Source organism: Ruegeria sp. YKSF070, assembly GCF_059612725.1.
The window spans coordinates 172449-197633 of record NZ_JBXWRD010000002.1 but is presented as its reverse complement, the minus strand read 5'-3'; the positions used below and the strand labels follow the sequence as shown (position 1 = coordinate 197633).

Below are 25185 nucleotides of genomic sequence, written 5' to 3'. Positions count from 1 at the left end.
GCGCTGGCGCCCCAGCTCGGACGTGATCGCCCCGAACAGCTCGGGATCACGCTCCGAAAGCGCCTCTGTGAAAAATCCGGGGTCCTGGTGGCTCGCGTTCATGACAGCTCCGCATGAGAAGGGTCGATTTCCGCGATTTCCTATCGGAAACCGGGGCAACGCAAAAGGCTGTAAAGCGACGAATTGGCCAACTGCGGCGTCAAGTCTGGCCACTGGGGGAAAGGTGTGGTTGTTTCGGAACCGAATGCGCAACACCGGAAACCTCGATAGATGCCCAAAAGAATCGCCTTTCTCGCCAGCGACGCGCCGGTGGCCCAGACCGCGCGTGCCGCGTTGATTGGCCGCTACGGCAACGTGGCCCCCCGCGACGCCGAGGTGATCGTCGCACTGGGCGGGGATGGCTACATGCTGCGCACCTTGCACAGCACCCAGCATCTGGATGTGCCGGTCTATGGCATGAACCGGGGCACCATCGGCTTTCTGATGAACGAATATGCCGAGACCAACCTGCTGGAGCGTCTGGCGGAGGCTGAGGAAGAGATCATCAACCCCTTGTCGATGACCGCGATGGATCAGGCGGGGCAGATACATCGGGCACTGGCGATCAACGAGGTGTCGCTGCTTCGCGCGGGGCCACAGGCGGCGCGGTTGAAAATTTCGGTCGACGGGCGGCTCAGGCTGGCGGAACTGGTTTGCGATGGGGCGCTGGTGGCGACGCCGGCGGGGTCGACCGCCTATAACTATTCGGCGCATGGGCCGATCTTGCCGATCGGGTCGGATGTGCTGGCGCTGACCGCCATTGCCGCCTTTCGGCCGCGCCGCTGGCGTGGGGCGCTGTTGCCAAAGACCGCCAAGGTCCGGTTCGATGTGGTCGATGCCGACAAGCGCCCGGTCATGGCCGATGCCGATTCAACGTCGATCCCGGATATCGACTGGGTCGAGATCCAGTCCGAGCCCACGATCCGTCACCGGATCCTGTTCGATCCCGGCCACGGCCTCGAAGAGCGGCTGATTTCCGAACAATTCACCTGATCTGTCATCCGTTTACGGAAATTTCGCAGATATGTGACCAACTTCACAGGAAAGTGTGCGGCTTTCTGGCAGCTTAGATCATGCCGATACATCGCATGGAGTGGAAGTGAGTGGCTGCTTCGTGTCGGGTGTTGGGACGAGTTCGCATGGTAAGCAGCGGACGCAGGTTTAGGCTTGCGTCCGCGCGTCCATCGACCGTCTAATTTTACTGAAGAGATGGCCCCGGGCAGTTCCCGTACCCCTTGCCCGGGGTCAATTTCGGCAAAACATCCCTTCGACTGTCATGCCATTCGTGCCCACAGATGCGGCGCCATGCGACCGACGCGCGCCTCGATCGCGGCGGCGGCGTCCACCGCCATATCCTCGCGCCAGCGGCGGGAGGTGATCTGCACGTTGATCGGTTGCGGCCCCTTCGGCAGAACCGCCAAGCGCGACGGCAGACAGGCGGCAGGCAGGCCCATGAAGTTCATCGCGTAGGACCAGACCGCGGCGCCCAGAACCTCGTGGACGCCCTCGGCGCCCTCGGTGTCGCGGTCGGGACCAAAGAAGGGCTGCGGCAGGAACGGACCCAGCACAAGGGGATAGCGTTCCAGAAAGAGTGACCATTCGCGCGCATAATGGCTGCGTTTGGCCATCACCTGCAAAAGTTCCGTACCGTGGAAGGGCGGGAATTCCTGAAAATAGACCTCGAAGATATCGCGCACGGTGTGCGAGCCAGAAGCGTCGACATCCGCCTTCATCAGCGCCCAGACCTCGCCCATCAGCGCGCGATAGCCCGCGCGACCGGCCTCGAATGCGTCGGGGGTCTCGACCTCTTCGACCAGATAACCGGCATCGCGCAGCGCGTCGCGGGCGGTGTCCAGCGCCGCCTCGACCTCGGGATGCAGGTCATAGCCATAGGTAGCCTTGGTAAAGGCAACCCGGATCGGCCCTTCGACCGGCGCGCCGCGCCAGGGCAGGGGCACGTGGAACGGATCGCGCGGATCGGGGGCGATCAGGCTGGGCATGGCCAGGTGCAGATCGGCGGCCGAGCGGGTGATCAGCCCCTGTACCGACATTGATTGCGCCAGCATGCCACGCTCGGCCTTCTGGCTGGGGTTCCAGGCAGGCACGCGACCCAGACCGGGTTTCACGGTGACGGCGCCATTCGCTGCTGCCGGAAAGCGCAGCGAACCGCCGATATCGTTGCCATGGGCCAGCGCGCCGATCCCCGCCATCACCGCCGATCCGGCCCCGCCCGAGGAGCCACCGGGCGAGATATGCCGCCCCCAGGGGTTATGGGTCCGGCCATATAGCGGATTGTCGGTATCGGCGCGGAACGAGAACTCGGGCGTGTTGGTGCGCCCGATCACCACCGCGCCCGCATCTTGCAGGTTGCGCACCACGGGTGCGTCATCTGGCGCGATCATGTCCTTCAGCGCGGTCACACCGTTGGTGGTGGCATAGCCGGTCTGATCCACATTGACCTTGATGGTGACCGGCACTCCGTGCAGCGGCCCGCAGGGCTTGCCCGCGGCGCGGGCCTTGTCCAGCGCGCGGGCGCGGTCCATCGCCGCCTCGGCGCAGCTGTCGACCACCGCGTTCAGGTCAGGGTTCACCGCCTGCATCCGGTCGATGGCGGCACCGACCGCCTGTTCGGCGCTCAGCGCGCCGGTTGTGGTATGTTCCGCGATCTGGGTCGCGTCCAATTGCCAAAGCGCTGTCTCTGTCATGTCCGGGGCCTCCTGCCATCAGGTTAGGCGGCCCTTTGTCCAAACGCTACGCCCGGAACCGAAGGTGACGCTAGGTTACAACCCCTCGCTGCCCAGGTATTTGCGCGCCAGTTCCACCACCCGGTCCGAGCTGAGGATGGGCGGGAACAGGCTCAGCACCTCGCCCTTGGCGTCCAGCAGATAGATAAAGGCACCATGGGTATAGACCGGCCCGTATTCGGGATCGACATAGGCCAGTTCGCGCTCGACCGAATAGGCGCTATAGGCCGTCTGCAATTCGGCCTCCGATCCGGTCAGGCCGATGAAATCCGGGTGATAGCGCGCCAGGGGCGCGTTCATCTCGCCGGGGCGGTCGCGTTCGGGGTCGACCGTGATCATCACCGGGGTGACGGGGATGCCCGCATCCGCCAGCCGGTCCACCGCGTCGGCCATCATCGGCATTGCCGCCGAGCAGATGCCGGGGCAGGTGGCATAGCCAAAGAACAGAAGCTGCCCGTGCCCCTGAGGATCGGCCTGACTGCGCCTTGCGCCATGCTGATCGGTCAGTTCGAAAGCGCCACCCACATCAAAGGGCAGCGGCACATTGCCCGCCTGTGCGGGAGCCGTCAGAACGGCCCCCATCAGCAGCGCGGCCCGAAGCAGGAGACGCATCAGAACCACTCCTTGATAAAGGCCTCGTCAGTTTCCAGACCCAGGCCCAGATAGCCCTTGTCCTTGATATGATTGAGAATGCGCGGATCGCGGCGGAACCAGGGGCCCTTGCCGGTGGCCTCGGGGTTCTCTTCCTCCCAGACCTTGGTGAACCGATTGGCGGTTTCCCATTCACTGCCGGGCAGGCGGATCTTTTGCACCTGATAGACATGCTTGGCGCCTAGATCGGGGTCGTCGATCAGCAGCCCGTCCACCTCGACCGTCTGGCCGCAATAGGGCGCCAGATCGGCGGCGGCGCCAGAAAAGACCGGTTGGCCGTTCTTGAGCGGCAGGACCATCACGTTATCGGCGCTGCGCAACAGGCCCAACTGCCGCTTGCCCGCGCCGCAATCGGCGGGGCAGTCTCCGGTCAGCTCACACAGCAGATCGACCACCTTGGCCTCGAAAAACGCGGGCTGTTCGGCATAGAGGTTCCAGGGCTTGGCGGTGGACCCGGCCGAGAAATCCTGGGCGAAGGCGGGGCTGGCCAAGAGGGCCAATGCAAGCGAGAGGCGCTTCATTCCTTGGGCTCCGGAATGGCGAAACCGGGCACGGGACCATAGTCTTCGTGATTGAGGTTGGTAATGTCGAGATCGCTGATTACCTGATCGACGATCAGGTAATTGATACCGTCGCGCTGGTAATGCATCCCGTCCGCCTCGACCGTGTGCGAGGCGAGACGAAGCGCGGTATCGCCCCCGGCCAGCTGGTCGTCCTGCGCGATCTTGAGCACCATGTAGATGGTTCCGTCCTCGGCCTGCAACCCGACCGGGATGCCGCCCGCGGAACACCACAGGGCGCAGGTGTGATGGGCCGAGCCGACCACCGCCTCGGGTCCGCCCATGACACCGGAATAATAGCACCAGGTGTCGATCAGTTCTCCGGTGACCTGGATGCGGTGCCCTTCGCTTGCCAGGGCGGGCAAGGCGGGCAGGGCGGCGGAACAGGCCAGTGCGGTCAGGAATGCACGCATGGGTAACCTCGTCAGTTGCAGCGATTGCGGTCAGGGTAGAAAACGGCCCAGAGTCTGGCAATCGCCGGGGCGATGACGGGCGATCACAAGCTGTTGGGCGGATGCGATGCGGGCAACAAAAAAGGCGCCACCCCGGGGGGCGGCGCCTGTTTTTGCGGTTGCGCTAGGGGTTACTTGGCGTAGCCCAGCGATTGCAGCGCGACCTTGATCTCGTCCAGGATGGCCGGATCGTCGATGGTGGCAGGCATCTTGTAGTCCTTGCCATCGGCGATCGAAACCATGGTGCCGCGCAGGATCTTGCCCGAGCGGGTCTTGGGCAGGCGGTCGACCACGACGGCCAGCTTGAAGGCTGCGACGGGACCGATCTTGTCGCGCACCAGCTTGACCACCTCTTTCACCACATCCCCATGGTCGCGGTTGCAACCGTTGTTGAGGCAGAGGAACCCCAGCGGCATCTGACCCTTGAGGTCGTCGCTGACGCCGATCACCGCGCATTCGGCCACATCCTCATGGCTGGCCAGCACTTCCTCCATGCCACCGGTGGACAGACGGTGGCCCGCAACGTTGATGACGTCATCGGTGCGCGCCATGATATAGAGGTATCCGTCCTCGTCGATCATGCCCGCATCGCCGGTCTCATAGTAACCGGGGAAATGCTCCAGATAGGATTTCCTGAACCGCGCCTCGGCGTTCCAAAGGCCGGGCAGGGTGCCCGGCGGCAGCGGCAGTTTCACCGCGATGGCGCCCAGCTCGCCCGGTTTCATCTGGTGGCCGCCCTCGTCGAGGATCTGCACGTCATAGCCGGGCATTGCCTTGGCGGGCGAGCCCAGTTTTGTCGGCAGCTCCTCTATCCCCAGCGGGTTGCCGGCGATGGTCCAGCCGGTTTCGGTCTGCCACCAGTGGTCGATCACCGGCACACCCAGCGCCTTTTGTGCCCACACGATGGTGTCCGGGTCGGCCCGTTCGCCCGCCAGATAGAGCGCCTTGAGGCAGCTCAGGTCGTATTTCGCCAGCATCTCGCCCTTGGGATCTTCGCGCTTCACGGCGCGGATCGCGGTGGGGGCGGTGAAGAAGCTCTTGACCTTGTGCTCGGAAATCACCCGCCAGAAGGTGCCCGCATCGGGGGTGCCCACGGGCTTGCCCTCGAACACGATGGTGGTGTTGCCGTGGATCAGCGGGCCATAGCAGATATAGCTGTGGCCGACGACCCAGCCCACATCCGAGGCGGCCCAGAACACATCGCCCGGATCGACGTTATAGATGTTCTTCATCGTCCAGTTCAGCGCCACCAGATGACCCGCGGTCGGACGCAGCACCCCCTTGGGCGCGCCGGTGGTGCCAGAGGTATAGAGGATATAGGCCGGATGGTTGCCCTCTACGGGGACGCATTCGGCCGGTTCGACGCCATACTGGAACCCGTGCCAGTTGTAATCGCGGCCCTCGATGAGTTGGGCCACTTCCTGTTCGCGCTGGAAGATGACGCAGAACTCAGGCTTGTGCTTGGCCAGTTCGATGGCGCCGTCGAGAAGGGGCTTGTAATGCACCACGCGCCCCGGCTCCAACCCGCAGGATGCGGCGATGATCGCCTTGGGCTGGGCGTCGTCGATACGCACGGCCAGTTCGTTGGCGGCAAACCCTCCGAAGACCACAGAATGCACGGCGCCCAGACGGGCACAGGCCAGCATCGCCTCCAGCGCCTCGGGGATCATTGGCATGTAGATGATGACGCGGTCGCCCTTTTCCACACCCTTGGCGCGCAGGGCACCGGCCAGCATGGCCACGCGGTTGCGCAGCTCGACATAGGAAATCTGCCGCTTGGTATGGGTGATCGGGCTGTCATAGATGATCGCGATCTGCTCACCTCGCCCGGCCTCGACATGGCGGTCGACCGCGTTCCAGCAGGTGTTGACCTTGGCATCGGTGAACCATTCATAGAGCGGCGCGTTGCTGTCATCGAGCGCACGGCTGGGCGCCTCGACCCAGTCGATGCTCTTGGCGGCCTCCATCCAGAAGGCTTCGGGATCGCTCTTCCAGCTCTCGTAAACGTCCTGATATGCCATGGCGTCCTCCTCACGTTCGGCTGGATGGTGTGTTAGGCATAGCGGCGCCACCGGGCAAGCCGGACAAAGGACGTCGCGTCACATTATCGCAAGAAATTTGCAGAGGTTTCCTGATCGGGACTGCAAATTTTTGCAAAGCCGCTTTTCTCGTCTGGTTTGTCGGAAAATTCGAGCCTCTTTGCAAAGTTGCAAATGATTGATCTGCAAAGGTGCCGGAATCGCTTTTAGTCGGTCGTGCGGTCGAAGCGACGCAGATCGTCCTGCAAGTTCAGCCAGGGAAGTCGCGCGGCATGAAAGACGTGAAACCGGGGTGGGAGCACCGACGGGTCCTTCAGCGTTGCGGTATAAAGATGGATGTTCACGCGATCATCGGCGTTGCGATAGGCCATCTGGGTGCCGCAGGTGCCGCAGAACAGCCGCTCGACACGGTCTGATGAACGATAGATGCGCGGAGCATCGCCGCTCCACACGACGCTCTCATGCGGGAGCCCGAAAAACGCAGTAACAGGGGCAGCGCAATTGCGGCGGCAATCGGCACAGTGGCAATAACAGCTCCACGCGACCTCGCCGTCGCTCTGCCAGCGTACCGCGCCGCAATGGCAATGTCCCTTCATTGCGGTCTCTCCCTGTTGGCGGCAAGACGCCGTCGGGATCAACCGTAGTGAGCGACCGGGGTTCCGGCAATGGCCGCCATGTTCAAAAGCCCGCGCGCGGTGATCGACGGGGTCACGATATGCGCCTTGTTGCCCATGCCCATCAGAATCGGCCCGACCTCGATACCGCCCGCTTTCATCTTGAGCACGTTGCGGACGCCGCTGGCCGCATCCGCATGAGCAAAGATCAACACATTCGCCGCGCCGTGCAGTCGTGAATTGGGAAAGATGCGCTGGCGCAGTTCGGGGTCCAGCGCGCTGTCGAGGTTCATCTCGCCTTCATAGACAAAGTCACGGGCCTGGCTGTCCAGTATCTCTATCGCCTGCCGCAACCGCAGGCCCGAGCCTTCGGCCTGATTGCCGAATTGCGATTGGGAGCAAAAGGCGATTTGCGGTTCGATGCCGAAGCGGCGCACATGGCGCGCGGCGCCCAGCGTGATCTCGGCCAGTTCCTCGGGGCTGGGGCGGCTGCGCACATGGGTATCGGCGATGAACAGGGGCCCGTCTTCCAGGATCATCAGCGACAGCGCGCCATGCGGGCGCAGATCATGGGTACCCAGTACCTGCTGCACATAGTTCAGGTGCCAGCGATATTCGCCGAAGGTGCCGCAGATCAGGCTGTCAGCCTCGCCCCGATGCACCATGATGGCGCCGATGGCGGTGGTGTTGGTGCGCATGATCGCCTTGGCCAGATCCGGGGTGACGCCGCGCCGCTGCATCAGCTGATGATACGAGGTCCAGTAATCGTAATAACGCGGGTCGTTTTCCGGGTTCACGATCTGGAAATCCTGACCAGGGCGCACCGAGAGGCCCAGTTTTTCACAGCGCGCCTCGATCACCTCGGGGCGGCCGATCAGGATCGGGGTCTCGGTGGTCTCTTCCAGAATGGCCTGTGCCGCGCGCAGAACGCGTTCGTCCTCGCCCTCGGCAAAGACCAGTCGCCGCGCCGCCTTGGCTGCCGCCTCAAACACCGGGCGCATCAGCAGGGCGGATTTGAACACGCTCTGGTTCAGCTTCTGGCGATAGGCCTCCAGATCGGTGATCGGGCGCCGCGCCACGCCGCTCTCCATCGCGGCGCGCGCTACGGCAGAAGAGACAACCCCGACAAGACGCGGATCGAACGGTTTCGGGATCAGATAGTCGGCCCCGAATGTCAGCTGCTCGCCCTGATAGGCCGCCGCCGCCTCGGCACTGGTGGTGATGCGAGCCAACTCGGCGATCCCCTCGACACAGGCGATCTGCATGGCGTCGTTGATCTCGGTAGCGCCCACATCGAGCGCCCCGCGAAAGATGAAGGGAAAGCAAAGGACGTTGTTGACCTGGTTCGGAAAGTCGCTGCGACCGGTTGCGATGATCGCATCCGGGGCCACTTCGCGCGCCGCATCGGGCAGTATCTCGGGCGTTGGGTTGGCCAAGGCAAAGATGATCGGGCGCTTCGCCATGCGCGCCACCATCTCGGGCTTCAGCACGTTGGGCCCGCTGAGGCCCAGGAACAGGTCAGCGCCCGCGATCACATCGTCTAGCGTGCGCAGGTCGGTGGTCTGGGCAAAGGCCGCCTTTTGCGGGTTCATGTCCTCGACGCGCCCCTCATAGACCAGCCCGTGAATGTCGCAGAGCCAGATATTCTCGCGCTTCACGCCCAGTTTCACGAGCATGTTCAGGCAGGCGATCCCGGCAGCGCCACCGCCGGTCGAAACGATCTTGATATCTTCGAGTGCTTTCCCGGCGACATGCAACGCGTTGCGCGCCGCCGCGCCAACCACGATGGCGGTGCCGTGCTGGTCATCGTGAAAGACGGGGATGTTCATCCGCTCGCGGCACAGTTTCTCGACGATGAAACAGTCGGGGGCCTTGATGTCTTCCAGGTTGATGGCGCCGAAGGTCGGCTCGAGCGCGCAGACGATATCGGCCAGTTTCTCCGGGTCGCTCTCGTTCACCTCAAGGTCGAAACAGTCGATGCCTGCGAACTTCTTGAACAGGACCGCCTTGCCCTCCATCACCGGTTTCGAGGCCAGTGCGCCGATATTGCCCAGACCCAGAACCGCAGTGCCGTTCGACACCACCGCCACAAGGTTGCCGCGCGCGGTATAGGCCTCGGCGCTGCTGGCATCCGCCTTGATTTCCAGACAGGCCTCGGCCACACCTGGCGAATAGGCGCGCGCCAGATCGCGGCCGTTGGCCATCGGTTTGGTGGCCCTGATCTCCAGCTTTCCGGGCTTGGGAAAGGCGTGGTAGTCTAGCGCCGCCTGGCGCTGGCTGGGCTGGTCGGACATCTCGGAAAATCCTCCTCGGGGAGCTAGTTTAGTATTAAACTAAATTTGACGCCGGGGAAACCGGGATTTTCGAGCAACAAGGTCGCAGCCCGGCTTGCCAAAGCGGTACTCTGCCGCCACTCTCGCGACCCGAGGGAGGATCCGATGACCGATACGATAGCCGAGATGCGCCTGCCGACGCAGGAACTGCGCGATGATATCCCTTTTTATACCAAGGTTCTGGGCATGCGGATGGACATGATCTATCCCGCTGACGACCCGCGCATCGCGGTGTTCTCGGGCCACGGCCTGCGCCTGCGCATCGAAAAGGGCGCGCCCGAGGCGCCCGGCACCCTGCGCATCCTTACCGAGAACCCGGATGAATTCGCCGATGGCCAACGCAGCCTGACCGCGCCCAACGGCACACGGATCGAGATCGAGGAACGCCACCCGCCGCTGGTGATGCCGCAGACCGAACACAGCTTTGTCGTGCGCCGGCTCAAGGATCAGGCGCCCTGGATCATCGGCCGCGCCGGCATGCATTACCGCGATCTGGTGCCCTCGCGCCTAGGTGGCTCGATCATCGCCAGCCATATCCGTATTCCCGATGGTGGGCCAGTGCCGGACATGGTGCATTTCCACCGCGTGGGCTTTCAGCTGATCTTCTGCATCCATGGCTGGGTCGATGTTGTGTACGAGGATCAGGGCGACAAGATGCGCCTGACCGCCGGGGATTGCTTCATCCAGCCGCCCGAAATCCGCCATCGCGTGCTCGAGGCCAGCGACAACGTGCAGGTGATCGAGATTGGCGTGCCGGCCGAGCATGTCACCGAGATCGACCACGAGATGACCCTGCCCACACCGCACCTGCGCCCCGACCGCGAGTGGCAGGGCCAGCGCTTTGTCTATAACCGCGCCGAGGGCGCCGAATGGGGCTCCTTCCGCTTGCCGGGCTATATCTGCCGCGACACTACCATCGCCGAGAATACCAAGGGCGTGGCCGGGGTGCAGGTGGTGCGCCGGGGGCAGGGCGCGCCGCAATGGACGGCCCATGACACCGATATCCTGTTCACCTTCGTGATGAACGGCACCGTGACGCTGATGGGCGAGGGGCGCGATCCCTTCCCGCTGGAACAGGGCGACGCATTCGTCATCCCGCCGGGCATGCGCACCTGCCTGTCCGACCCTTCGGATGATATCGAACTGCTTGAGGTCACGTTGCCCGGGACCTTCAATACCACGCTGGGCTAAAGCCGCTTCATTTCGCCGGAAATACTCCGGGGGAGTCCGCAGGACGGGGGCAGCGCCCCCTTGCCCGGCGGTTCCTCTCGCGCGCGGTTGCGGGATAGGCTATGCATTTCCGACCAGATGATCAAAAACCGGGGAATCGCCATGAGCCTCAAATCCGCCGCGCTGACCGTTCGTGAAAACGCCTACGCGCCCTATTCCCGGTTCAAGGTGGGTGCGGCCATTCGGGCCGCCTCGGGTGCGGTCTATGCCGGTTGCAACGTGGAAAACATCGCCTATCCCGAAGGCACCTGTGCCGAAGCGGGCGCCATCGCCGCGATGATTGCTGCGGGCGAGACCCGGCTGAGCGAGGTCTATGTGGTCGCTGACAGCCCGGCGCCGGTTCCCCCCTGCGGCGGTTGCCGTCAGAAACTGGCCGAGTTCGGGGATCCGGATGTGGTTGTGACCATGGCCAATCTCGACGGGGTCGAAACTGCGATGACCATTGGTCAATTGCTGCCCGGCGCTTTTGGCGCCGCCCATATGGACAAAAGCTGAGCCATGGATGCCCGCGCCATCATTGCCCGGCTCAGGCGGCACGAGGTGCCCAGTGCGGCTGAGTTGACCTGGTTCGCCCAGGGCCTTGCCGATGGCGGTGTCAGCGATGCCCAGGCGGGCGCCTTTGCCATGGGTGTTTGCATGGGTCGGCTCGGGCCCGAAGGGCGCGCGGCGCTGACGCTGGCCATGCGCGATACCGGCGATGTGCTGCACTGGGATTTTGACGGGCCGGTGATCGACAAGCATTCCACCGGCGGGGTGGGCGATTGCGTCAGCCTGGTGCTGGCGCCCGCGCTGGCCGAATGCGGTGCCTATGTGCCGATGATCTCGGGCCGGGGGCTGGGCCATACCGGCGGCACGCTCGACAAGATGGAGGCGATCCCCGGCGTCACCACCCAGCTTGGGCCTGACCGGCTGGCGCAGGTGGTGCGCGAAACCGGGGCCGCCATTGTCGGCGCCACCGCGCGCATCGCGCCCGCTGACAAGCGGCTCTATGCCATCCGCGATGTGACCGCCACGGTCGAAAGCCTCGATCTGATCACCGCCTCGATCCTGTCCAAGAAACTGGCAGCCAGCCCCGATGCGTTGGTTCTGGACGTTAAACTGGGCAGCGGCGCCTTCATGAAATCGCCGGACGAGGCGCGCGCGCTGGCCCTTGCCCTGACCGAGACCGCCAATGCCGCTGGCTGCCGGACCTCGGCCCTGATCACCGATATGAGCCAGCCGCTGGCGCCCAGCCTCGGCAACGCGCTCGAGGTGGGCGAGGTGATGCGGGTGCTGACCTCTGGTCACGCTGATGACCCGCTGGCACAACTCTCGGCGGAGCTGGGCGGCGTGCTGCTCTCTGATGCGGGGCTGGCACCGGATGCGGTCAGCGGGGCCGCGCGCATTGCTGCCATCATCTCAGACGGTCGCGCGGCCGAACGCTTTGGCCGGATGATCGCGGCCGTCGGCGGGCCGGTGCAATTTGTCGAGAACTGGCAGCGCTTCCTGCCCGAGGCGACCGTCATCCGCGAGGTCACTGCGCGTGCATCAGGCTATGTCACCGCCATTGATGGCGAGGCGCTGGGCCTTGCCGTTGTGGCGCTGGGCGGCGGGCGGCAGGTCGAAAGCGATACCGTCGATCCTTCGGTCGGCCTGTCCCGCGTGATCCGTCTGGGCGCACCAGTCAGCGCCGGAACCCCACTCGCCACCATCCACGCCGCAAGGCAAGAGGCGGCAGAGGTAGCCGAGGCCACCCTGCGCGCGGCGATCACCATCGGGCCAGAGCCGGTGGCCGCGCCACCGCTGATCCATGAAAGAATCACGCCATGACCCGTGCCTTTCTGGTGGTGATGGATTCGGTCGGCATCGGCGGTGCGCCGGATGCCGATACTTTCTTTAACGGCGACCGCCCCGATACCGGCGCCAACACGCTGGCTCATATCGCCCAGGCCTGCGCGCGTGGCGCGGCGGAAGAGGGGCGCAGCGGCCCGCTGCATCTGCCCCATCTCGACCGGCTGGGCCTTGGCGCGGCCACCCGGCTGGCTTCGGACGCGGCCACGCCGGGGCTGGCAGCGGAGGCTTCGGGCCTCTGGGGTTGCGCGCGCGAACACAGCCGGGGCAAGGATACGCCCTCGGGCCATTGGGAACTGGCGGGCCTGCCGGTGCCGTGGGACTGGCACTATTTCCCCGACACCATTCCCGCCTTCCCGAATGATCTGGTACAGGCGGTGGCCGATGCCGCTGGCAGCGACGGCATCCTTGGCAATTGCCATGCTTCGGGCACGGTAATCATCGACCGCCACGGGGCCGAGCATATGCGGACGGGCCAGCCCATCTGCTATACCTCAGCCGACAGCGTGTTCCAGATCGCCGCGCATGAGGAAACCTTCGGCCTCGACCGCCTCTTGGAGCTGTGCAAGGCCGTCGCGCCGCGCCTGCATGCGATGAAAGTGGGGCGGGTGATCGCGCGGCCCTTTGTCGGCTCGCCTGAAACCGGGTTCACCCGCACCACCAACCGCAAGGATTACGCCATCACCCCGCCCGCGCCGGTGCTGACCAACTGGGCGCAGGATGCGGGCCGCCATGTGCACGGTGTCGGCAAGATCGGCGATATCTTCTCGATGCAGGGGATCGACGATGTGGTCAAAGGGTCGGATGCCGATCTGATGACCCATTTCGCCCGTTTGCTCGAAACCGCCGAAGAGGGCAGCCTGACCTTTGCCAATTTCGTGGAATTCGATAGCCTTTATGGCCACCGCCGCGACATTAGCGGATATGCACGGGCGCTGGAGTGGTTTGACCGCGAGATCGGACAAATCCTGCAAAGCCTGCGGCCCGGCGACCTGATGGTTCTGACCGCCGATCATGGCAACGACCCCAGCTGGAGCGGTACTGATCACACCCGCGAACAGGTGCCGGTTCTGGTGGCCGGACGCGGGGCAGGGCAGATCGGACAGGTGAATTTCGCCGATGTCGCCGCCTCGATCGCGGTGCATCTGGGCATTCCGGCGCAGGGACCGGGGAGGAGTTTTCTGTGAGCGAAGAACAGCCCCCGGTTGCCGACCTGCCCAAGGTCGAATTGCACCTGCATCACGAAGGCGCCGCACCGCCCGCCCTGATCCGGCAGCTGGCGCATGAGAAAAAGATCGACCTGCGCGGCATCTTCAAGCCGGACGGGACCTATGATTTCCGCGATTTTACCCATTTCCTGAGCATCTACGAGGTCGCCTCCTCGGTGCTGACAGGACCCGAGGAATTCCGCCGCCTGACCTGGGCGATCCTGGAACAAAGCGCCGAGAACGGGGTGGTCTATTCCGAGACCTTCCTCAGTCCTGATTTCTGTGGCGGCGGCGATGTCGCCGCCTGGCGCGATTACCTGGCCGCCATCCGCGACGCGGCGGACGAGGCCGAGGCGAAATTGGGCATCACCCTGCGTGGGGTCGTCACCTGTGTGCGCCATTTCGGCCCCGATCAGGCCAAGCGCGCCGCCCGCTGCGCGGCCGAGACGGCGGGCGACTGGATCGTGGGATTCGGCATGGGCGGCAACGAGGGCGTGGGCAAACAGGGCGACTATTCCTGGTCCTTCGACTGCGCGCGCGAGGCGGGGCTGAGGCTCACCACCCATGCGGGCGAGTTTGGCGGGCCAGAGAGCGTGCGCGACGCGGTGCGCGTGCTGGGGGTCGAGCGCATCGGCCATGGCGTGCGCGCCATCGAGGACGCCGATCTGGTGCATGAACTGGCCGACCGGGGCATCACGCTCGAGGTCTGTCCCGGCTCGAACGTGGTGCTGGGCCTTTACCCCTCGTTTGCGGCCCATCCCATCGCGCGGCTACGCGATGCGGGCGTCCGCGTCACCATTTCCACCGACGATCCGCCGTTTTTCCATACCACGATGCGGCGCGAATATGAGATGCTGGCCAAGGCCTTTGGCTGGGGGGCTGAGGATTTCGCCGACCTGAACACCACGGCGCTCGGCGCAGCATTCTGCGATGAAGACACCCGGAGCCGGGTTGCAAGGAGACTGGAGACAACATGAGCCAACATCTGACCGTCGTCGACCACCCGCTGGTGCAGCACAAACTGACCCTGATGCGGGACAAGGGCACCTCGACCGCATCATTCCGCCAGCTTCTGCGCGAGATCACGTTGCTCCTGGCCTATGAGGTCACCCGCGAGTTGCCGCTGACGACGCGCGGCATCGAAACCCCGCTGGAAGAGATGGAGGCCCCCATCCTGGCCGGCAAGAAACTGGCGCTGGTGTCGATCCTGAGGGCGGGCAACGGCATGCTGGACGGGGTGCTGGAGCTGATCCCTTCGGCGCGGGTCGGCTTTGTCGGGCTCTATCGCGACGAGAAGACGCTGCAACCGGTGCAATACTATTTCAAGGTGCCCGAAGGTTTGCAGGACCGGCTGGTGATCGCGGTCGATCCGATGCTGGCCACGGGCAACAGCTCGGCCGCCGCCATCGACCTGCTGAAACAGGCGGGCGCCAACGATATTCGGTTCCTGTGCCTGCTGGCCGCCCCCGAAGGCGTGGCGCGGATGAAAGAGGCGCACCCCGATGTGCCCATCGTCACCGCCTCGCTGGACCGGGCACTGAACTCCAAGGGCTATATCATGCCCGGTCTGGGCGATGCCGGAGACCGCATGTTCGGCACGAAATAGGGCGAAACTGAGGCAAGTGCCGCTTTACTATCAATAGGTTTTGCGGCATCCTGACTTCCATATCTTGTGGGGGCAGGCATGAGAGTTACAAGGATTATTGCACTTTCGGTCATCGGTCTGAGCGTCGGGTTCAGCACGCTGAACGCTCAGACCTTGCGAAATGCCTCGCCGCCAGCGGAGTTTCCGCCTGCCTCCTACAAGGGAAAGCAATATGTGGACAGCCGCGGCTGTATTTATATCCGCGCCGGGATCGACGGCAATGTGACATGGGTGCCGCGTGTCTCGCGCGAGCGCAAGCAGGTCTGCGGATACAAGCCCACCGCCGTGGCGGGGGCGACCAGCACCGCGCCGCAACAGGCCGCGCCCAAGGTGATCAGCCTGGACCAACCCACCGCGAAACCCGCCGCCGCAGCGGCACCGAAGCCGCAGGTGCGGACAACGGCCAGCCCCGCACCCCGCACGGCGTCCACGCCCACGGTTCGGGCCACCACCGTGCGCCCTGCCGCTGTTCCAACCACGCGGACCACCACCGCACGCCCGACGCCCGTTATCGTGCCGGTCGCTCCGGCCCCGGCCCCGGCCCCGGTCAAGCCGCGCGCGGTGGCTCCGGCGGCGTCCTCGGGGGGCTGTCCCAATGCCTCGCCACTAAGCCAACGGTATATCAATCAGACCGGTGTGCGCTGTGGTCCGCAGGCAGAGCCGCCGATCACCTATGGTACCCGAAAGAGTTCCTCGCTGAAGGTAGGGGATACCGGTGTCAGGGTCTCGCTCAACACCCGCGTGGTGCCGCAGCATGTCTATGACAAGCGGCAGAACACCACCAATGTTCAGGTGCCTGCCGGATACCGTCCTGTGTGGAACGATGATCGGCTCAACCCGCATCGCGCCGAACGCACCCTGCGCCCGGCGATCCAGTACAGCAACTTTCGGACCCCCGCCGGGTTTCGGGCCGTCGATCGCGAGGATGACCGGCTGAACCCGATGCGCGGCATGCGTACCGCCGAGGGGGACGCGCAGATGGAACAGCTCTGGTCGCGCGATCTTCCGCGCACCTTGCTGCCGGTCGAGACCAATCCCAGAACCGTTACCGTCGTACATAGCGAGCGCTCTTACACCAATGGCGCCAAACCGCCATGGAACCTGCGCCTGTCGACGCGGAACGCTCCAGCCAAGGAACCCCCGGCGCCAACGCGCGGCCGCCGCTAAAGCGGAAGCGACCGAAATGGAACCGATCAGGCCGCCCAATGAGGCGGCCTGATCCGTTTTGTCCTTAGCCGCCGCAGATATCCTGCAATCGGACCCAGTCGCGGTCGGCCAGAATGGGTTCCAGCTTGCGCCCCGTCATCGGGTCTGCCTCGATCAGGCCAAGTACCGACTCGCCGGTGATGTCGAGGGCATAGGCATAGGGGGAAGAAGGGATGGCTGCCTGGCTGAACATCGCCAGCAACGCTTCGTCCGGCTGGTCGGGGCGCGGCTCGGCCAGCACCCGCTCGGCGTAACTGTCGAGAATTCCGGGCGTCAGCCCGCCTGTGGTCAAGAGCCGAAACGAGGCGAGCGGCCCCGCGCGATAGAGAAGGTCATCCAGCGGATCCTGCGCCTTGGCGCGGGCGCGCTCGGCCAGGATATAGCCGGCGGCGACCGAGCTGTCCTCGTGATCACCGATCAGCGCATGGTTCAGCACCACGATGCCGCCGGGCAGGAACAGGCTGTCGGCGCGTCCGCCGGGCACCACGACAAGCCGCTGTACGCCGGTGCGTTGGGCCAGACGGGACAGGATTGCGTCGGTATCCTCGCCCATGCAAGCCTGGCCGGTGACCCGCTCGATCCGGTTCAGCACGGCGCGGCCGATCTCGGCCCGCTTGATCTCGGGCACCACGGCGACCACATGTCGTCGCAAGGCACCCGGCAGCCAGAGCGTCAGCACTGCCAGCACAACCGTCACCATCACCGCCACCGTGATCCAGCGGATGCGTCCGGGATGCGCCCGGCGGCTGTCGATGGCCCGCTGCAACCGGTCGATGGCGGTGATCATCGTTGTCTCGCTCTCGGCCAGTTCCAGCGTTTCGCCGGGGTCGCCGTCGGGACAATAGATCGCCGGAAAAGCGCCGGGGTTCTGCCGTTCCAGCGCCGCCAGAGACCAATGGGTCAGGGCGCGGTCGTTGAAATCGGAAATCGTCAGCGTCGCCTCGCCGATCGAGACCACAACCTCGCGCCGTTGCGCATCGGGGGTGGGGCGCCAGAGGCCGGTTGCCTCGATCCGCTCGTATTGCTTGAGAGCTGTCATGCCTGGTACGGGATGCTCGTTCTTGTTTTTTGTTCAGACTACACCTTTGACGGGCCAGCGGCAAACGGCTTGCGCGGCGCCCGAAGTCGCAGGCAAAAACCCCTCTCGGGTGTCGCTATGGGACAAGACCGGGGTCCATGGCCCGGCTATCAGCTTGGGATGCAGGCAGAAAATCCTTCGGCCCCTCTGGCGGCGGCACTCTACATGATCGCGGCGATGAGCATCATCGGCGTGATCGATAATTTCGTGATCCGGCTGGCCGAGAGCATCGGGCTGTGGCAGTTCCATTTCACCCGCGCGGTGATGATGCTGCCCCTGGTGGCGCTGATGTCTCTGATGGGTCTGGGCGGGTTGTTGCCACGCCGCAAGGGCTGGGTGCTGCTGCGCAGCCTGTTGTTGACGGTGGCGATGCTGTTCTATTTCAGTGCTTTGGCCTTCATGCCGATCGCGCAGGCGCTGGCGGGGTTGTTCACCTCGCCGATCTTCGTGCTGCTGATCACCGCCTTTGGATTGCGTCAGCGGATCGGACCCTGGCGCATCCTGGCGGTTCTGATGGGCTTTGCCGGTATCCTGTTCGTGTTGCAACCCGATCCGAGCGCCTTCGATGCGACGGTGCTGATCCCGGTTGCGGGAGGGTTCTTCTATGCACTGGGTGCGGTGGTCACCCGCAACCACTGCGCGGGCGAGAGCACGGCGGCGCTGCTGGCGGCGATGGTGACGGCGCTGGGTCTGACCGGTCTGGCCGGTCTGATCTGGCTGGCCCTGTTTCCTGCGACCCCCATGCCCGGCCCGGACGGGTTTGTCGCGCGCGGCTGGGTCTGGCCCATGACCGAGGCCTTGCCCTGGGTCGCACTTCAGGCGGTCGGGTCGGTAACGGCGGTGTTCATGCTGATCCGTGCCTATCAACTGGGCGAGCCGTCCTATGTCTCGGTCTTTGAGTTTTCGGTGATGATCTTTGGTCCGCTCTTTGCGTGGGTCGTGCTGGGTGTGGGATTGGGGCCCTGGCAAATGCTGGGCATCGGGCTGATTGTGCTGGCGGGCGCGATCATCGCGCTCAGATCGGGTTGAGGGCCGCTGCCCGCGCCGCTACCGTGACGGCATGATCATCTCACCGGGTCGCGGCTATATCTTCGTGCATATTCCCAAGACGGGCGGCACCTCGCTGGCGCTGGCGCTTGAGGCGCGGGCGATGAAGGATGACATCCTGATCGGCGACACGCCCAAGGCGATCCGCCGGCGCGGTCGTCTGAAGGGGGTTCGGGCGCGCGGTCGGTTGTGGAAACATTCGACCCTGGCCGATATCGACGGGCTGATCGCGCCCGAGGTGCTGGCCGACCTCTTTGCCTTCACCCTTGTGCGCAATCCCTGGGACCGGGCCGTCAGCTATTATCACTGGCTGCGGGTGCAGGACTTCGACCATCCGGCGGTACATCTGGCCCGGCGGGTGGGGTTCGAGGCGTTTGTCACCGATCCCCAGACGCTGGCGGCCTTTCAGGCCACGCCCGCGGCCAGCTACATGCGCCGTGCCGACGGCGAGGAGCAATGCGCGGCCTATGTTCGGCTGGAGCATCTTGAGGCGGATCTGGCGCCGGTCACCGCGCATCTGGGTTTTGCGCTCAACCTGTCGCGGGCGAACCGGTCCGACCGCGCCGCCGATTACCGCGACTATTACTCGGACCGCGCCGCCGAAATGCTGGGTGCAGCCTGTGCAAGCGATATCGCGCGATTTGGTTATCGCTTCGATTGAGGCGCTGTTGCGCCCGTGGCGCCAATCCTCTGCGAGGTGGTGTATTGTCTGAAAAGACCCGGCCAATGCCACAAACTCGCCCTTGTCGTGGCATGGTTCTGGCATCCGAATCGCGTGTCCTGACCCCATAAATTGGTTAATCCGGCAAGCCAGGCTCTTGCTGCTGCCACATGTAGGGACGGCGCGAATGTTCGGATGGAAAAACAGGAAAACGGGGGTGAGCCCGGCCGATGGGGAAGCCATGGCGGCCCTCGACGGGTTGCTTATTACCGGGCAATCGGGATTTTTGGCGGGGACAATGGTTGCCTCGAATCTCGGCTGGCGACCGGTCGAGACGCTCAAGGTCGGCGACAAGGTGCTGACCTTTGATCACGCGATGCAGACAGTCGCCGATATCCAGCGGGAAACGGTTTTGCTCCCGCATGGGCTGCCTGCGACGCTGCGTCCGGTGCGACTGCCTCGGGGCGTATGTCACAATCGGCGTGACCTGTGGCTGATGCCCGATCAGGGCCTGCTGGTGGAATGCGAGGCGGCACTGGACGTGTTGGGGGATCCTTTTGCGGTGGTCCCCGTACGGTTGCTGTGCGGTTATCGCGGCATCGATGCCGGTCGGCCCAGCGAGCGGGTCGAGATCACCACGCTGGCCTTTCACCAGGACGAGGTCGTCTATGTCGAGGGCGGTTTGCTTGCCCATTGTCCTGCGCCTCGGCAGGTGCTGGACGAAACCGATTCGTTGCAGCCCGCGCTCTATGAGCGGCTCACCGGGGCGGCGGCGCGGTTTCTGGTGAACTGTCTGATCGACGATGGTGACGATGACGCGCTGGGTTGCAATCCTGCCGATTTGCCGGGCCTGCCAATACGCCCCCCGCGCCCTGGCCGTCCGATTGCCGCGAACCCTTTCGGCTGACCGGTATGCGCGCGCGACATTTTCTTGCAAAGAAAATGTCTAAAGAAAATTTCAATTTTCTTTAGCAGAATTTCGCGGAAATTCTGCGCGGCTCCGATACGCTCGGGTATCAGCCTTTCATCAACCGGTCGGCCTTCTTGCGGACCAGCACCGAGCGCAGGTCGTGCATGGCCAGCAGCAGCGCATCAGTGACCTCTTCGAGTTGCGCGTCGCTTGCCTTGGACTGGACCCAATGGGTGGTCAGGTTCAGGTAATCCACCGCCCGGTGGATATCGTCGATATCACGCCGGGCGAGCAGATCGGTGCGCTCGGTCATCCAGCGCTTGATCTCTCGCAGATCCTCGGGGCTGAGCGTGCGCCCGCCCTGGGGCTTGATATCGCCATTCTTGATGTTGACGACGGCAATGTGATCCATCTCGATCCGGCGCTGGCGGTTTTCCGTGTCGACGCGAAAGACAAAGGCGCCATTTTCCCGGACCCGGAAGTAATAGTCTGGCAATTCGGCGCCCATTCCGGTGTCTCCCGTTTCAGGTCAGTGACGCGCAGAAGCGCTGGATGCGGGTGCAGGCCTCGGTCAGGGCCGCATCGGAGGCAGCGTAGCTGACACGGAAATTCGGGGAAAGCCCGAAGGCCGCACCAAACACCACCGCCACGTCGGCCTCTTCCAGCAATGCGGTGCAAAAGGTCTCGTCACTGTCGATCACGGTACCCCTGGGCGTGGTCTTGCCGATCAGGCCGGCAATCGAGGGATAGACATAGAACGCGCCCTCGGGGGTGGGGCATTCGATGCCGTCGATGGCATTCAGCATCGAGATCACCAAGTCGCGGCGGCGTTTGAAAAGCGTCGCGTTCGGGGCCAGGAATTCTTGCGTGCCGTTCAATGCTTCGACCGCTGCCCATTGGCTGATGGTGCATGGGTTCGAGGTGGATTGCGACTGGATCTTGCGCATGGCGGCAATCAGCTCCACCGGCCCGGCCGCATAGCCGATCCGCCAGCCGGTCATCGCATAGGCCTTGGAAACGCCATTGCAGGTCAGCGTGCGGTCATACAGGCCCGGCTCCACCTGTGCGGGGGTGCAGAATTCGAACCCGTCATAGGCGAGATGTTCATACATATCGTCGGACATCACCCAGACATGCGGGTGACGCATCAGCACATCAGTCAGGCCCTTCAACTCGTCCCGGCTGTAGCCCGCGCCGGTCGGGTTCGAGGGCGAGTTGAAGATGAACCATTTCGTGCGCGGCGTGATTGCGGCCTCAAGTTGCGCGGGCGTCAGCTTGAATGCGGTCTCCAGCGCGGTTTCCACCACCACCGGCGTGCCGCCGCCCAGCAGTACCATGTCGGGATAGCTGACCCAATAGGGGGCGGGGATGATCACCTCGTCACCGGGATTAAGCGTTGCCATCAGCGCGTTGTACAGCGTCTGTTTGCCGCCGCTGCCGACCGAGACCTGGGCGGGTGTGTAGCTCAGCCCGTGATCGCGCTGCATCTTGGCGCAGACCGCCTGCTTCAGCTCGATGATGCCGTCGGGCGCGGTATATTTGGTCTTGCCCGCCGCGATGGCGGCGGTTGCGGCGTCCTTGATGTTCTGCGGCGTGTCGAAATCCGGCTCGCCCGCGCTCAGCCCGATGATGTCGCGGCCTTCGGCCTTGAGTTCGGCCGCCTTGGCCGTCATGGCAACGGTGGGCGAGGGTTTGACGCGGGACAATGTCGCAGACAGGAAACTCATGGCGGCCTCGGTTTGAATGTTGCGCGTCCCTGTCATAGGGTGCGCCCAACCGACGATCAAGCAGGTTGCGGAGGCAACCGGAAAGGACCGCTATGAGCGACGAAACCGATTGGTACGGACCCGAGGCCGCGACCTTTGGCGACCGTCTGGCTGCGGCGCGCGAGGCCGCGGACATGACCCAGGCGCAACTGGCCCGCCGTCTTGGGGTGAAGAAGAGCACGATCAGCGGCTGGGAAAACGACCTGTCCGAGCCGCGCGCCAATCGTCTGTCGATGCTGGCGGGGCTGCTGAATGTCTCGATCGTCTGGCTGATCACCGGCGAGGGGCAGGGTGGTGAGGCGCTGAACGAGACCGATGAAACCGCCCGCGACATGGCGGCCTTGCTGACCGAATTGCGCAGCCTGCGCGCCGATCTTCAGGCCAGCGGCCAGCGTGCCGCGCGGCTGGAAAAGCAGCTGCGCCAGATCATGGAGCAAACCGAGTGAGCGAAAGCCGCGAAACCCGGATCAAACGGATGCGCATGCGCTCGATGCGGCGCGGGATCAAGGAAATGGATCTGATCCTGTCCGCTTATGCCGATCGCAATATCGAGGCGATGGATGCGGGCGCGCTCGATCTTTATGACGCGCTGCTGCACGAGAACGATCAGGATCTCTATCAATGGGTCACGGGGCAGGTTTCTGCCCCGGACCGCTATCGGGATCTGATCGCGGATATCGCGCAAACGTTTCAAAAATAACACAGTTTTCAACTTAACTGATTCTTTGGGTTTTCGTCTCAGAGTGTTCGGCAAGCAGCAGCGAGTCGGAGAGACGGATGAGTATGGAGATGCAGATCGCCCAGGCCGGCGCCAAAGGCTTCATGGCAAACTATCTGGAGGCGCTGTCGCTGGTCGAGCGGTTGCACCGGCTGCTGCTCGACGTGATCAAGGACGAGTTCGAGCGGGTCGGCGTGCTGGAGATCAACGCGGTACAGGCGCTTTTGCTGTTCAATATCGGCGATAACGAGGTGACTGCGGGCGAATTGAAAAGCCGCGGATATTACCAGGGCAGCAATGTCAGCTACAACCTCAAGAAGCTGGTCGACATGGGCTATATGCACCACCAGCGCTGCGAGATCGACCGCCGCTCGGTTCGGGTCAGGCTGACCCAGCGCGGGCGCGAGATCCGCGATGTGGTCGCCGAGCTGTTCATGCGCCATGCAGAGGGGCTGCAAAGCCGGGGCGTGCTGGGGCCCGACGGAATCGAGGAGATCACCTCGGCCCTGAAGCGGGTGGAGCGGTACTGGACCGATCAGATTCGGTACATTTATTGAGGCAGGACAGACCCAGGCAAGAAAGGCGCGTGTAGCTGCGTCGCGGTGCGGGCGGGAAGGGCAGAGAGAACCAGCCCCTCCAGCTCGCGCCTCAGTTTGCGCTCCATTGCGGCCTGATAGTCGTCATATCCCAGCGCCACCTCGACAAAGGCGCCGGGTCCCAGGATCACCCAGGCGCCGTAATAGGCCGACAGCTCTCCAATCTGGGTCTGGCGGAGGTCCGTGGAGGTCATGCTGTCCGCGCCAATGACCAGCGCGTTGACAGTCAGGCCGTTGCCCTCCAGCGCGGCCTTTACTGCGCGGGGATGCGGGCCCATGTTGTGTTTACCATCGCCCGACAGGTCGAGCGTACGCTTCCAGCAATCGAGCTGTTGGGCCAGCAGGGTGGCCCCGTGACGCATCGCGGGGCCGATGGCGGTGCCCGGTGGCGCAGCGGCCCGGCGGGTGGCGCGCAGGGTGGCCGCGACCTCCTCAAGATCGGCGGCGGTGTCGATCTGCCGCCAGGGCAGGATCAGGCGCTGAAACCCCGGCTCGCTCCATTCATAGACGGCCAGCCGGATCGGTTGGCCAGGCATCGCAAGCAGGCGCGACTGGACCGAGGGCGCCAGCAGCGCCGCGGCCAGCCCGTCGAGCTGCAACCGGTATTCACGCGCATCGACCGAACCGGAGACATCAAGCCCCAGCGCCAGCGCCTGCCGGCATCCGGCCCAGCCGGGCACGGGCATCAGCAGGACCAGAAGGGCCAACACGCGGATCATCGCAGCCCCCCGATCACCAGCCCGGACAGTTCCCGCTCCAGCTTGCGCCGCATGGCGCGTTCGAAATCGGCAAAGCCCTGTGCCACCTCGAGAAAGGCGCCGGGGCCATGCAGCACCTCGGTCTCGAAATAGGGGATCAGCTGAATCTCGGTCTCGTATTCGGCGCCGTTGATCGCCAGCCCATTGACGGTGATGTTGCCAAAGGCCGGGGCGGCATAGGCCGCGCGCGGTCCGAACCCCTCATTATTCTCGCCATCGCCCGACAGGTCGATGGTGCGGAACAGACAGTTTGGACCGCGCTCCAGCAGTGCGGCACCATAGGCGAGCGCGTGCCCCATGGCGGTAGGCGCTTCGGTTGTCGCTCGGCGAGAGGCGCCCAGACGGGCGGCGGCAGCTTCCATATCGGCGCGCGTGCGTATGACTGTCCAGTCGAGCAGCAATTGCTGATCGGCCGGTCCACTCCATTCATAGGCGGCGAGTGCAACCCGCTGCGGTGTTGAAAAGGCGGCGCGCACCACCTCGGGGGCCAGCAACGCCGTCGCCAGCCCCTGCCGCTGCAACCGGTCCTCGCGCGCGTCGATCGAACGCGACACATCAAGCGCCAGGGCAAGGGCCAAGCGGCATTCCACAGCCGACGCCTGCGTTGCCAGCAGTGCTAGCAGACAGGCAGCGGTGGCCCGGCACATCACCAGTGGCCGGTGCTGTCCATGCTGACCCAGGGCTCGGCCGGGTCCAGCGCGGCACCGTTCTGCAGCAATTCGATCGAGATATTGTCAGGCGAACGGACAAAGGCCATGCGCCCGTCGCGCGGTGGCCGGTTGATGGTTATGCCGTTCTCTTGCAGCATCGCGCAGGTTGCATAGATGTCGTCGACCCCGTAGGCCAGATGCCCGAAATGGCGGCTGTCGCTGGGCAGCCCGTCGTCACCATCCCAGTTATAGGTCAGCTCCAGCGGGGTCTCGTCCTGGCCAGGCGCGGCCAGATAGACCAGTGTGAACCGTCCCTCTTCGCTGTCGTAGCGGCGGATCTCGCGCAGGCCGAGCAATTCGTAGAAGGCCATGGATTTTTCTAGGTCCTTAACGCGGACCATGACGTGCAGATATTTGAGCGGCATCGCTTGTTTTCCTGTTCTGGGTGTC

27 protein-coding genes and 1 pseudogene are annotated in these 25185 nt (G+C 64.3%); 14 read left to right on the top strand and 14 right to left on the bottom strand.

Going from position 1 to position 25185, the window contains the following annotated elements:
* Positions 1–144: pseudogene (gene glyA, locus AC2FL1_RS02025) on the bottom strand (serine hydroxymethyltransferase); the annotation flags it as partial.
* 126 nt (positions 145–270) lie between these two features.
* On the opposite strand from glyA, the gene AC2FL1_RS02020 reads away from it, so the two are divergent.
* The gene (locus tag AC2FL1_RS02020; RefSeq protein WP_496827810.1) at positions 271–1032 is read left to right on the top strand and encodes an NAD kinase; all 762 of its coding nucleotides are present in this window, start codon (positions 271–273) and stop codon (positions 1030–1032) included.
* Positions 1033–1313: 281 nt separating this feature from the next.
* On the opposite strand, the gene AC2FL1_RS02015 is transcribed toward AC2FL1_RS02020, so the two are convergent.
* The 7 genes from AC2FL1_RS02015 to AC2FL1_RS01985 form a co-directional block, all read right to left on the bottom strand.
* Positions 1314–2744 (bottom strand): amidase family protein, encoded by a 1431-nt coding sequence (locus AC2FL1_RS02015; protein ID WP_496875821.1) that lies wholly within the window; start codon positions 2742–2744, stop codon positions 1314–1316.
* A 75-nt stretch (positions 2745–2819) separates the two neighbouring features.
* Complete coding sequence (locus tag AC2FL1_RS02010; protein WP_496875820.1) at positions 2820–3395, bottom strand: SCO family protein; 576 nt, start codon at positions 3393–3395, stop codon at positions 2820–2822.
* The gene (locus AC2FL1_RS02005; RefSeq protein ID WP_496875819.1) at positions 3395–3955 is read right to left on the bottom strand and encodes a hypothetical protein; all 561 of its coding nucleotides are present in this window, start codon (positions 3953–3955) and stop codon (positions 3395–3397) included. The genes AC2FL1_RS02010 and AC2FL1_RS02005 overlap by 1 nt, the downstream gene beginning before the upstream one ends.
* Positions 3952–4407, bottom strand: a complete 456-nt coding sequence (locus tag AC2FL1_RS02000; RefSeq protein WP_496875818.1) for a hypothetical protein — start codon at positions 4405–4407, stop codon at positions 3952–3954. Before AC2FL1_RS02000 ends, AC2FL1_RS02005 begins: the two co-directional genes overlap by 4 nt.
* Positions 4408–4577: 170 nt before the next feature.
* Positions 4578–6467, bottom strand: a complete 1890-nt coding sequence (gene prpE, locus AC2FL1_RS01995; RefSeq protein ID WP_496827818.1) for a propionate-CoA ligase PrpE — start codon at positions 6465–6467, stop codon at positions 4578–4580.
* 224 nt (positions 6468–6691) lie between these two features.
* Entirely contained in the window at positions 6692–7081 is a 390-nt protein-coding gene (locus AC2FL1_RS01990; RefSeq protein ID WP_496875817.1) for a GFA family protein, read from the bottom strand.
* Between the two features lie 38 nt (positions 7082–7119).
* Positions 7120–9393 (bottom strand): NADP-dependent malic enzyme, encoded by a 2274-nt coding sequence (locus AC2FL1_RS01985; protein ID WP_496875816.1) that lies wholly within the window; start codon positions 9391–9393, stop codon positions 7120–7122.
* A 144-nt stretch (positions 9394–9537) separates the two neighbouring features.
* On the opposite strand from AC2FL1_RS01985, the gene AC2FL1_RS01980 reads away from it, so the two are divergent.
* The 7 genes from AC2FL1_RS01980 (at position 9538) to AC2FL1_RS01950 (ending at position 16512) form a co-directional block, all read left to right on the top strand.
* The gene (locus tag AC2FL1_RS01980) at positions 9538–10623 is read left to right on the top strand and encodes a cupin domain-containing protein (protein WP_496827824.1); all 1086 of its coding nucleotides are present in this window, start codon (positions 9538–9540) and stop codon (positions 10621–10623) included.
* Positions 10624–10740: 117 nt separating this feature from the next.
* Positions 10741–11157 (top strand): cytidine deaminase, encoded by a 417-nt coding sequence (locus tag AC2FL1_RS01975; protein ID WP_496875815.1) that lies wholly within the window; start codon positions 10741–10743, stop codon positions 11155–11157.
* Between the two features lie 3 nt (positions 11158–11160).
* Positions 11161–12471 (top strand): thymidine phosphorylase, encoded by a 1311-nt coding sequence (locus tag AC2FL1_RS01970; protein WP_496875814.1) that lies wholly within the window; start codon positions 11161–11163, stop codon positions 12469–12471.
* Complete coding sequence (locus AC2FL1_RS01965) at positions 12468–13679, top strand: phosphopentomutase (RefSeq protein ID WP_496875813.1); 1212 nt, start codon at positions 12468–12470, stop codon at positions 13677–13679. The genes AC2FL1_RS01970 and AC2FL1_RS01965 overlap by 4 nt, the downstream gene beginning before the upstream one ends.
* The gene (locus tag AC2FL1_RS01960; RefSeq protein WP_496875812.1) at positions 13676–14677 is read left to right on the top strand and encodes an adenosine deaminase; all 1002 of its coding nucleotides are present in this window, start codon (positions 13676–13678) and stop codon (positions 14675–14677) included. Before AC2FL1_RS01965 ends, AC2FL1_RS01960 begins: the two co-directional genes overlap by 4 nt.
* Positions 14674–15306 (top strand): uracil phosphoribosyltransferase, encoded by a 633-nt coding sequence (gene upp, locus AC2FL1_RS01955; RefSeq protein WP_496827834.1) that lies wholly within the window; start codon positions 14674–14676, stop codon positions 15304–15306. Before AC2FL1_RS01960 ends, upp begins: the two co-directional genes overlap by 4 nt.
* Positions 15307–15384: 78 nt before the next feature.
* Positions 15385–16512, top strand: a complete 1128-nt coding sequence (locus AC2FL1_RS01950) for an SPOR domain-containing protein (RefSeq protein ID WP_496827836.1) — start codon at positions 15385–15387, stop codon at positions 16510–16512.
* A gap of 64 nt (positions 16513–16576) precedes the next feature.
* Here AC2FL1_RS01950 and AC2FL1_RS01945 read toward each other — a convergent pair whose 3' ends face one another.
* Complete coding sequence (locus tag AC2FL1_RS01945; protein ID WP_496875811.1) at positions 16577–17590, bottom strand: hypothetical protein; 1014 nt, start codon at positions 17588–17590, stop codon at positions 16577–16579.
* 159 nt (positions 17591–17749) lie between these two features.
* Between AC2FL1_RS01945 and AC2FL1_RS01940 the strand changes: the two genes are divergently transcribed.
* From AC2FL1_RS01940 to AC2FL1_RS01930, 3 genes are all read left to right on the top strand, one after another.
* Complete coding sequence (locus AC2FL1_RS01940) at positions 17750–18658, top strand: DMT family transporter (RefSeq protein WP_496875810.1); 909 nt, start codon at positions 17750–17752, stop codon at positions 18656–18658.
* Positions 18659–18689: 31 nt separating this feature from the next.
* Complete coding sequence (locus AC2FL1_RS01935) at positions 18690–19337, top strand: sulfotransferase family 2 domain-containing protein (RefSeq protein WP_496827840.1); 648 nt, start codon at positions 18690–18692, stop codon at positions 19335–19337.
* 217 nt (positions 19338–19554) lie between these two features.
* Entirely contained in the window at positions 19555–20244 is a 690-nt protein-coding gene (locus tag AC2FL1_RS01930) for a Hint domain-containing protein (protein WP_496875809.1), read from the top strand.
* A 109-nt stretch (positions 20245–20353) separates the two neighbouring features.
* Here the strand turns inward: AC2FL1_RS01930 and AC2FL1_RS01925 are convergent, their stop codons facing one another.
* Both AC2FL1_RS01925 and AC2FL1_RS01920 read right to left on the bottom strand, forming a co-directional pair.
* Complete coding sequence (locus tag AC2FL1_RS01925; protein ID WP_496827844.1) at positions 20354–20755, bottom strand: hypothetical protein; 402 nt, start codon at positions 20753–20755, stop codon at positions 20354–20356.
* 16 nt (positions 20756–20771) lie between these two features.
* Positions 20772–21974 carry a pyridoxal phosphate-dependent aminotransferase gene (locus AC2FL1_RS01920; protein ID WP_496827846.1) on the bottom strand — a complete coding sequence of 401 codons (1203 nt, stop codon included), beginning with the start codon at positions 21972–21974 and terminating at the stop codon, positions 20772–20774.
* Positions 21975–22066: 92 nt separating this feature from the next.
* Here AC2FL1_RS01920 and AC2FL1_RS01915 point away from each other — a divergent pair, with 92 nt between their 5' ends.
* The 3 genes from AC2FL1_RS01915 to AC2FL1_RS01905 all read left to right on the top strand — a co-directional run bounded on the left by AC2FL1_RS01915 (position 22067) and on the right by AC2FL1_RS01905 (position 23288).
* The gene (locus tag AC2FL1_RS01915; RefSeq protein ID WP_496827848.1) at positions 22067–22459 is read left to right on the top strand and encodes a helix-turn-helix domain-containing protein; all 393 of its coding nucleotides are present in this window, start codon (positions 22067–22069) and stop codon (positions 22457–22459) included.
* On the top strand, positions 22456–22713 hold the full coding sequence (locus tag AC2FL1_RS01910; protein ID WP_234144791.1) for a succinate dehydrogenase assembly factor 2: 258 nt from the start codon (positions 22456–22458) through the stop codon (positions 22711–22713). Before AC2FL1_RS01915 ends, AC2FL1_RS01910 begins: the two co-directional genes overlap by 4 nt.
* An 83-nt stretch (positions 22714–22796) precedes the next feature.
* Positions 22797–23288: a MarR family winged helix-turn-helix transcriptional regulator gene (locus tag AC2FL1_RS01905; protein ID WP_496875823.1), complete on the top strand. Its 492-nt coding sequence runs from the start codon at positions 22797–22799 to the stop codon at positions 23286–23288.
* Here the strand turns inward: AC2FL1_RS01905 and AC2FL1_RS01900 are convergent.
* The 3 genes from AC2FL1_RS01900 to AC2FL1_RS01890 are packed head-to-tail and all read right to left on the bottom strand — an operon-like array spanning position 23282 to position 25160.
* Positions 23282–24046, bottom strand: coding sequence for a DUF1194 domain-containing protein (locus AC2FL1_RS01900; RefSeq protein WP_496875808.1), 765 nt, complete (start codon positions 24044–24046; stop codon positions 23282–23284). The genes AC2FL1_RS01905 and AC2FL1_RS01900 overlap by 7 nt on opposite strands.
* Positions 24043–24732 (bottom strand): DUF1194 domain-containing protein, encoded by a 690-nt coding sequence (locus tag AC2FL1_RS01895; RefSeq protein WP_496875807.1) that lies wholly within the window; start codon positions 24730–24732, stop codon positions 24043–24045. The genes AC2FL1_RS01900 and AC2FL1_RS01895 overlap by 4 nt, the downstream gene beginning before the upstream one ends.
* Positions 24732–25160 carry a VOC family protein gene (locus AC2FL1_RS01890; RefSeq protein ID WP_496827854.1) on the bottom strand — a complete coding sequence of 143 codons (429 nt, stop codon included), beginning with the start codon at positions 25158–25160 and terminating at the stop codon, positions 24732–24734. The genes AC2FL1_RS01895 and AC2FL1_RS01890 overlap by 1 nt, the downstream gene beginning before the upstream one ends.
* Positions 25161–25185: the final 25 nt, after the last annotated feature.

Bases quoted from the DNA above. Each gene is read 5' to 3' on its own strand.
- AC2FL1_RS02020 (WP_496827810.1), top strand. From the start codon at position 271: ATGCCCAAAAGAATCGCCTTTCTCGCCAGCGACGCGCCGGTGGCCCAG.
- AC2FL1_RS02015 (WP_496875821.1), bottom strand. From the start codon at position 2,744: ATGACAGAGACAGCGCTTTGGCAATTGGACGCGACCCAGATCGCGGAA.
- AC2FL1_RS02010 (WP_496875820.1), bottom strand. From the start codon at position 3,395: ATGCGTCTCCTGCTTCGGGCCGCGCTGCTGATGGGGGCCGTTCTGACG.
- AC2FL1_RS02005 (WP_496875819.1), bottom strand. From the start codon at position 3,955: ATGAAGCGCCTCTCGCTTGCATTGGCCCTCTTGGCCAGCCCCGCCTTC.
- AC2FL1_RS02000 (WP_496875818.1), bottom strand. From the start codon at position 4,407: ATGCGTGCATTCCTGACCGCACTGGCCTGTTCCGCCGCCCTGCCCGCC.
- prpE (WP_496827818.1), bottom strand. From the start codon at position 6,467: ATGGCATATCAGGACGTTTACGAGAGCTGGAAGAGCGATCCCGAAGCC.
- AC2FL1_RS01990 (WP_496875817.1), bottom strand. From the start codon at position 7,081: ATGAAGGGACATTGCCATTGCGGCGCGGTACGCTGGCAGAGCGACGGC.
- AC2FL1_RS01985 (WP_496875816.1), bottom strand. From the start codon at position 9,393: ATGTCCGACCAGCCCAGCCAGCGCCAGGCGGCGCTAGACTACCACGCC.
- AC2FL1_RS01980 (WP_496827824.1), top strand. From the start codon at position 9,538: ATGACCGATACGATAGCCGAGATGCGCCTGCCGACGCAGGAACTGCGC.
- AC2FL1_RS01975 (WP_496875815.1), top strand. From the start codon at position 10,741: ATGATCAAAAACCGGGGAATCGCCATGAGCCTCAAATCCGCCGCGCTG.
- AC2FL1_RS01970 (WP_496875814.1), top strand. From the start codon at position 11,161: ATGGATGCCCGCGCCATCATTGCCCGGCTCAGGCGGCACGAGGTGCCC.
- AC2FL1_RS01965 (WP_496875813.1), top strand. From the start codon at position 12,468: ATGACCCGTGCCTTTCTGGTGGTGATGGATTCGGTCGGCATCGGCGGT.
- upp (WP_496827834.1), top strand. From the start codon at position 14,674: ATGAGCCAACATCTGACCGTCGTCGACCACCCGCTGGTGCAGCACAAA.
- AC2FL1_RS01950 (WP_496827836.1), top strand. From the start codon at position 15,385: ATGAGAGTTACAAGGATTATTGCACTTTCGGTCATCGGTCTGAGCGTC.
- AC2FL1_RS01945 (WP_496875811.1), bottom strand. From the start codon at position 17,590: ATGACAGCTCTCAAGCAATACGAGCGGATCGAGGCAACCGGCCTCTGG.
- AC2FL1_RS01940 (WP_496875810.1), top strand. From the start codon at position 17,750: ATGCAGGCAGAAAATCCTTCGGCCCCTCTGGCGGCGGCACTCTACATG.
- AC2FL1_RS01935 (WP_496827840.1), top strand. From the start codon at position 18,690: ATGATCATCTCACCGGGTCGCGGCTATATCTTCGTGCATATTCCCAAG.
- AC2FL1_RS01925 (WP_496827844.1), bottom strand. From the start codon at position 20,755: ATGGGCGCCGAATTGCCAGACTATTACTTCCGGGTCCGGGAAAATGGC.
- AC2FL1_RS01920 (WP_496827846.1), bottom strand. From the start codon at position 21,974: ATGAGTTTCCTGTCTGCGACATTGTCCCGCGTCAAACCCTCGCCCACC.
- AC2FL1_RS01915 (WP_496827848.1), top strand. From the start codon at position 22,067: ATGAGCGACGAAACCGATTGGTACGGACCCGAGGCCGCGACCTTTGGC.
- AC2FL1_RS01905 (WP_496875823.1), top strand. From the start codon at position 22,797: ATGGAGATGCAGATCGCCCAGGCCGGCGCCAAAGGCTTCATGGCAAAC.
- AC2FL1_RS01900 (WP_496875808.1), bottom strand. From the start codon at position 24,046: ATGATCCGCGTGTTGGCCCTTCTGGTCCTGCTGATGCCCGTGCCCGGC.
- AC2FL1_RS01895 (WP_496875807.1), bottom strand. From the start codon at position 24,732: ATGTGCCGGGCCACCGCTGCCTGTCTGCTAGCACTGCTGGCAACGCAG.
- AC2FL1_RS01890 (WP_496827854.1), bottom strand. From the start codon at position 25,160: ATGCCGCTCAAATATCTGCACGTCATGGTCCGCGTTAAGGACCTAGAA.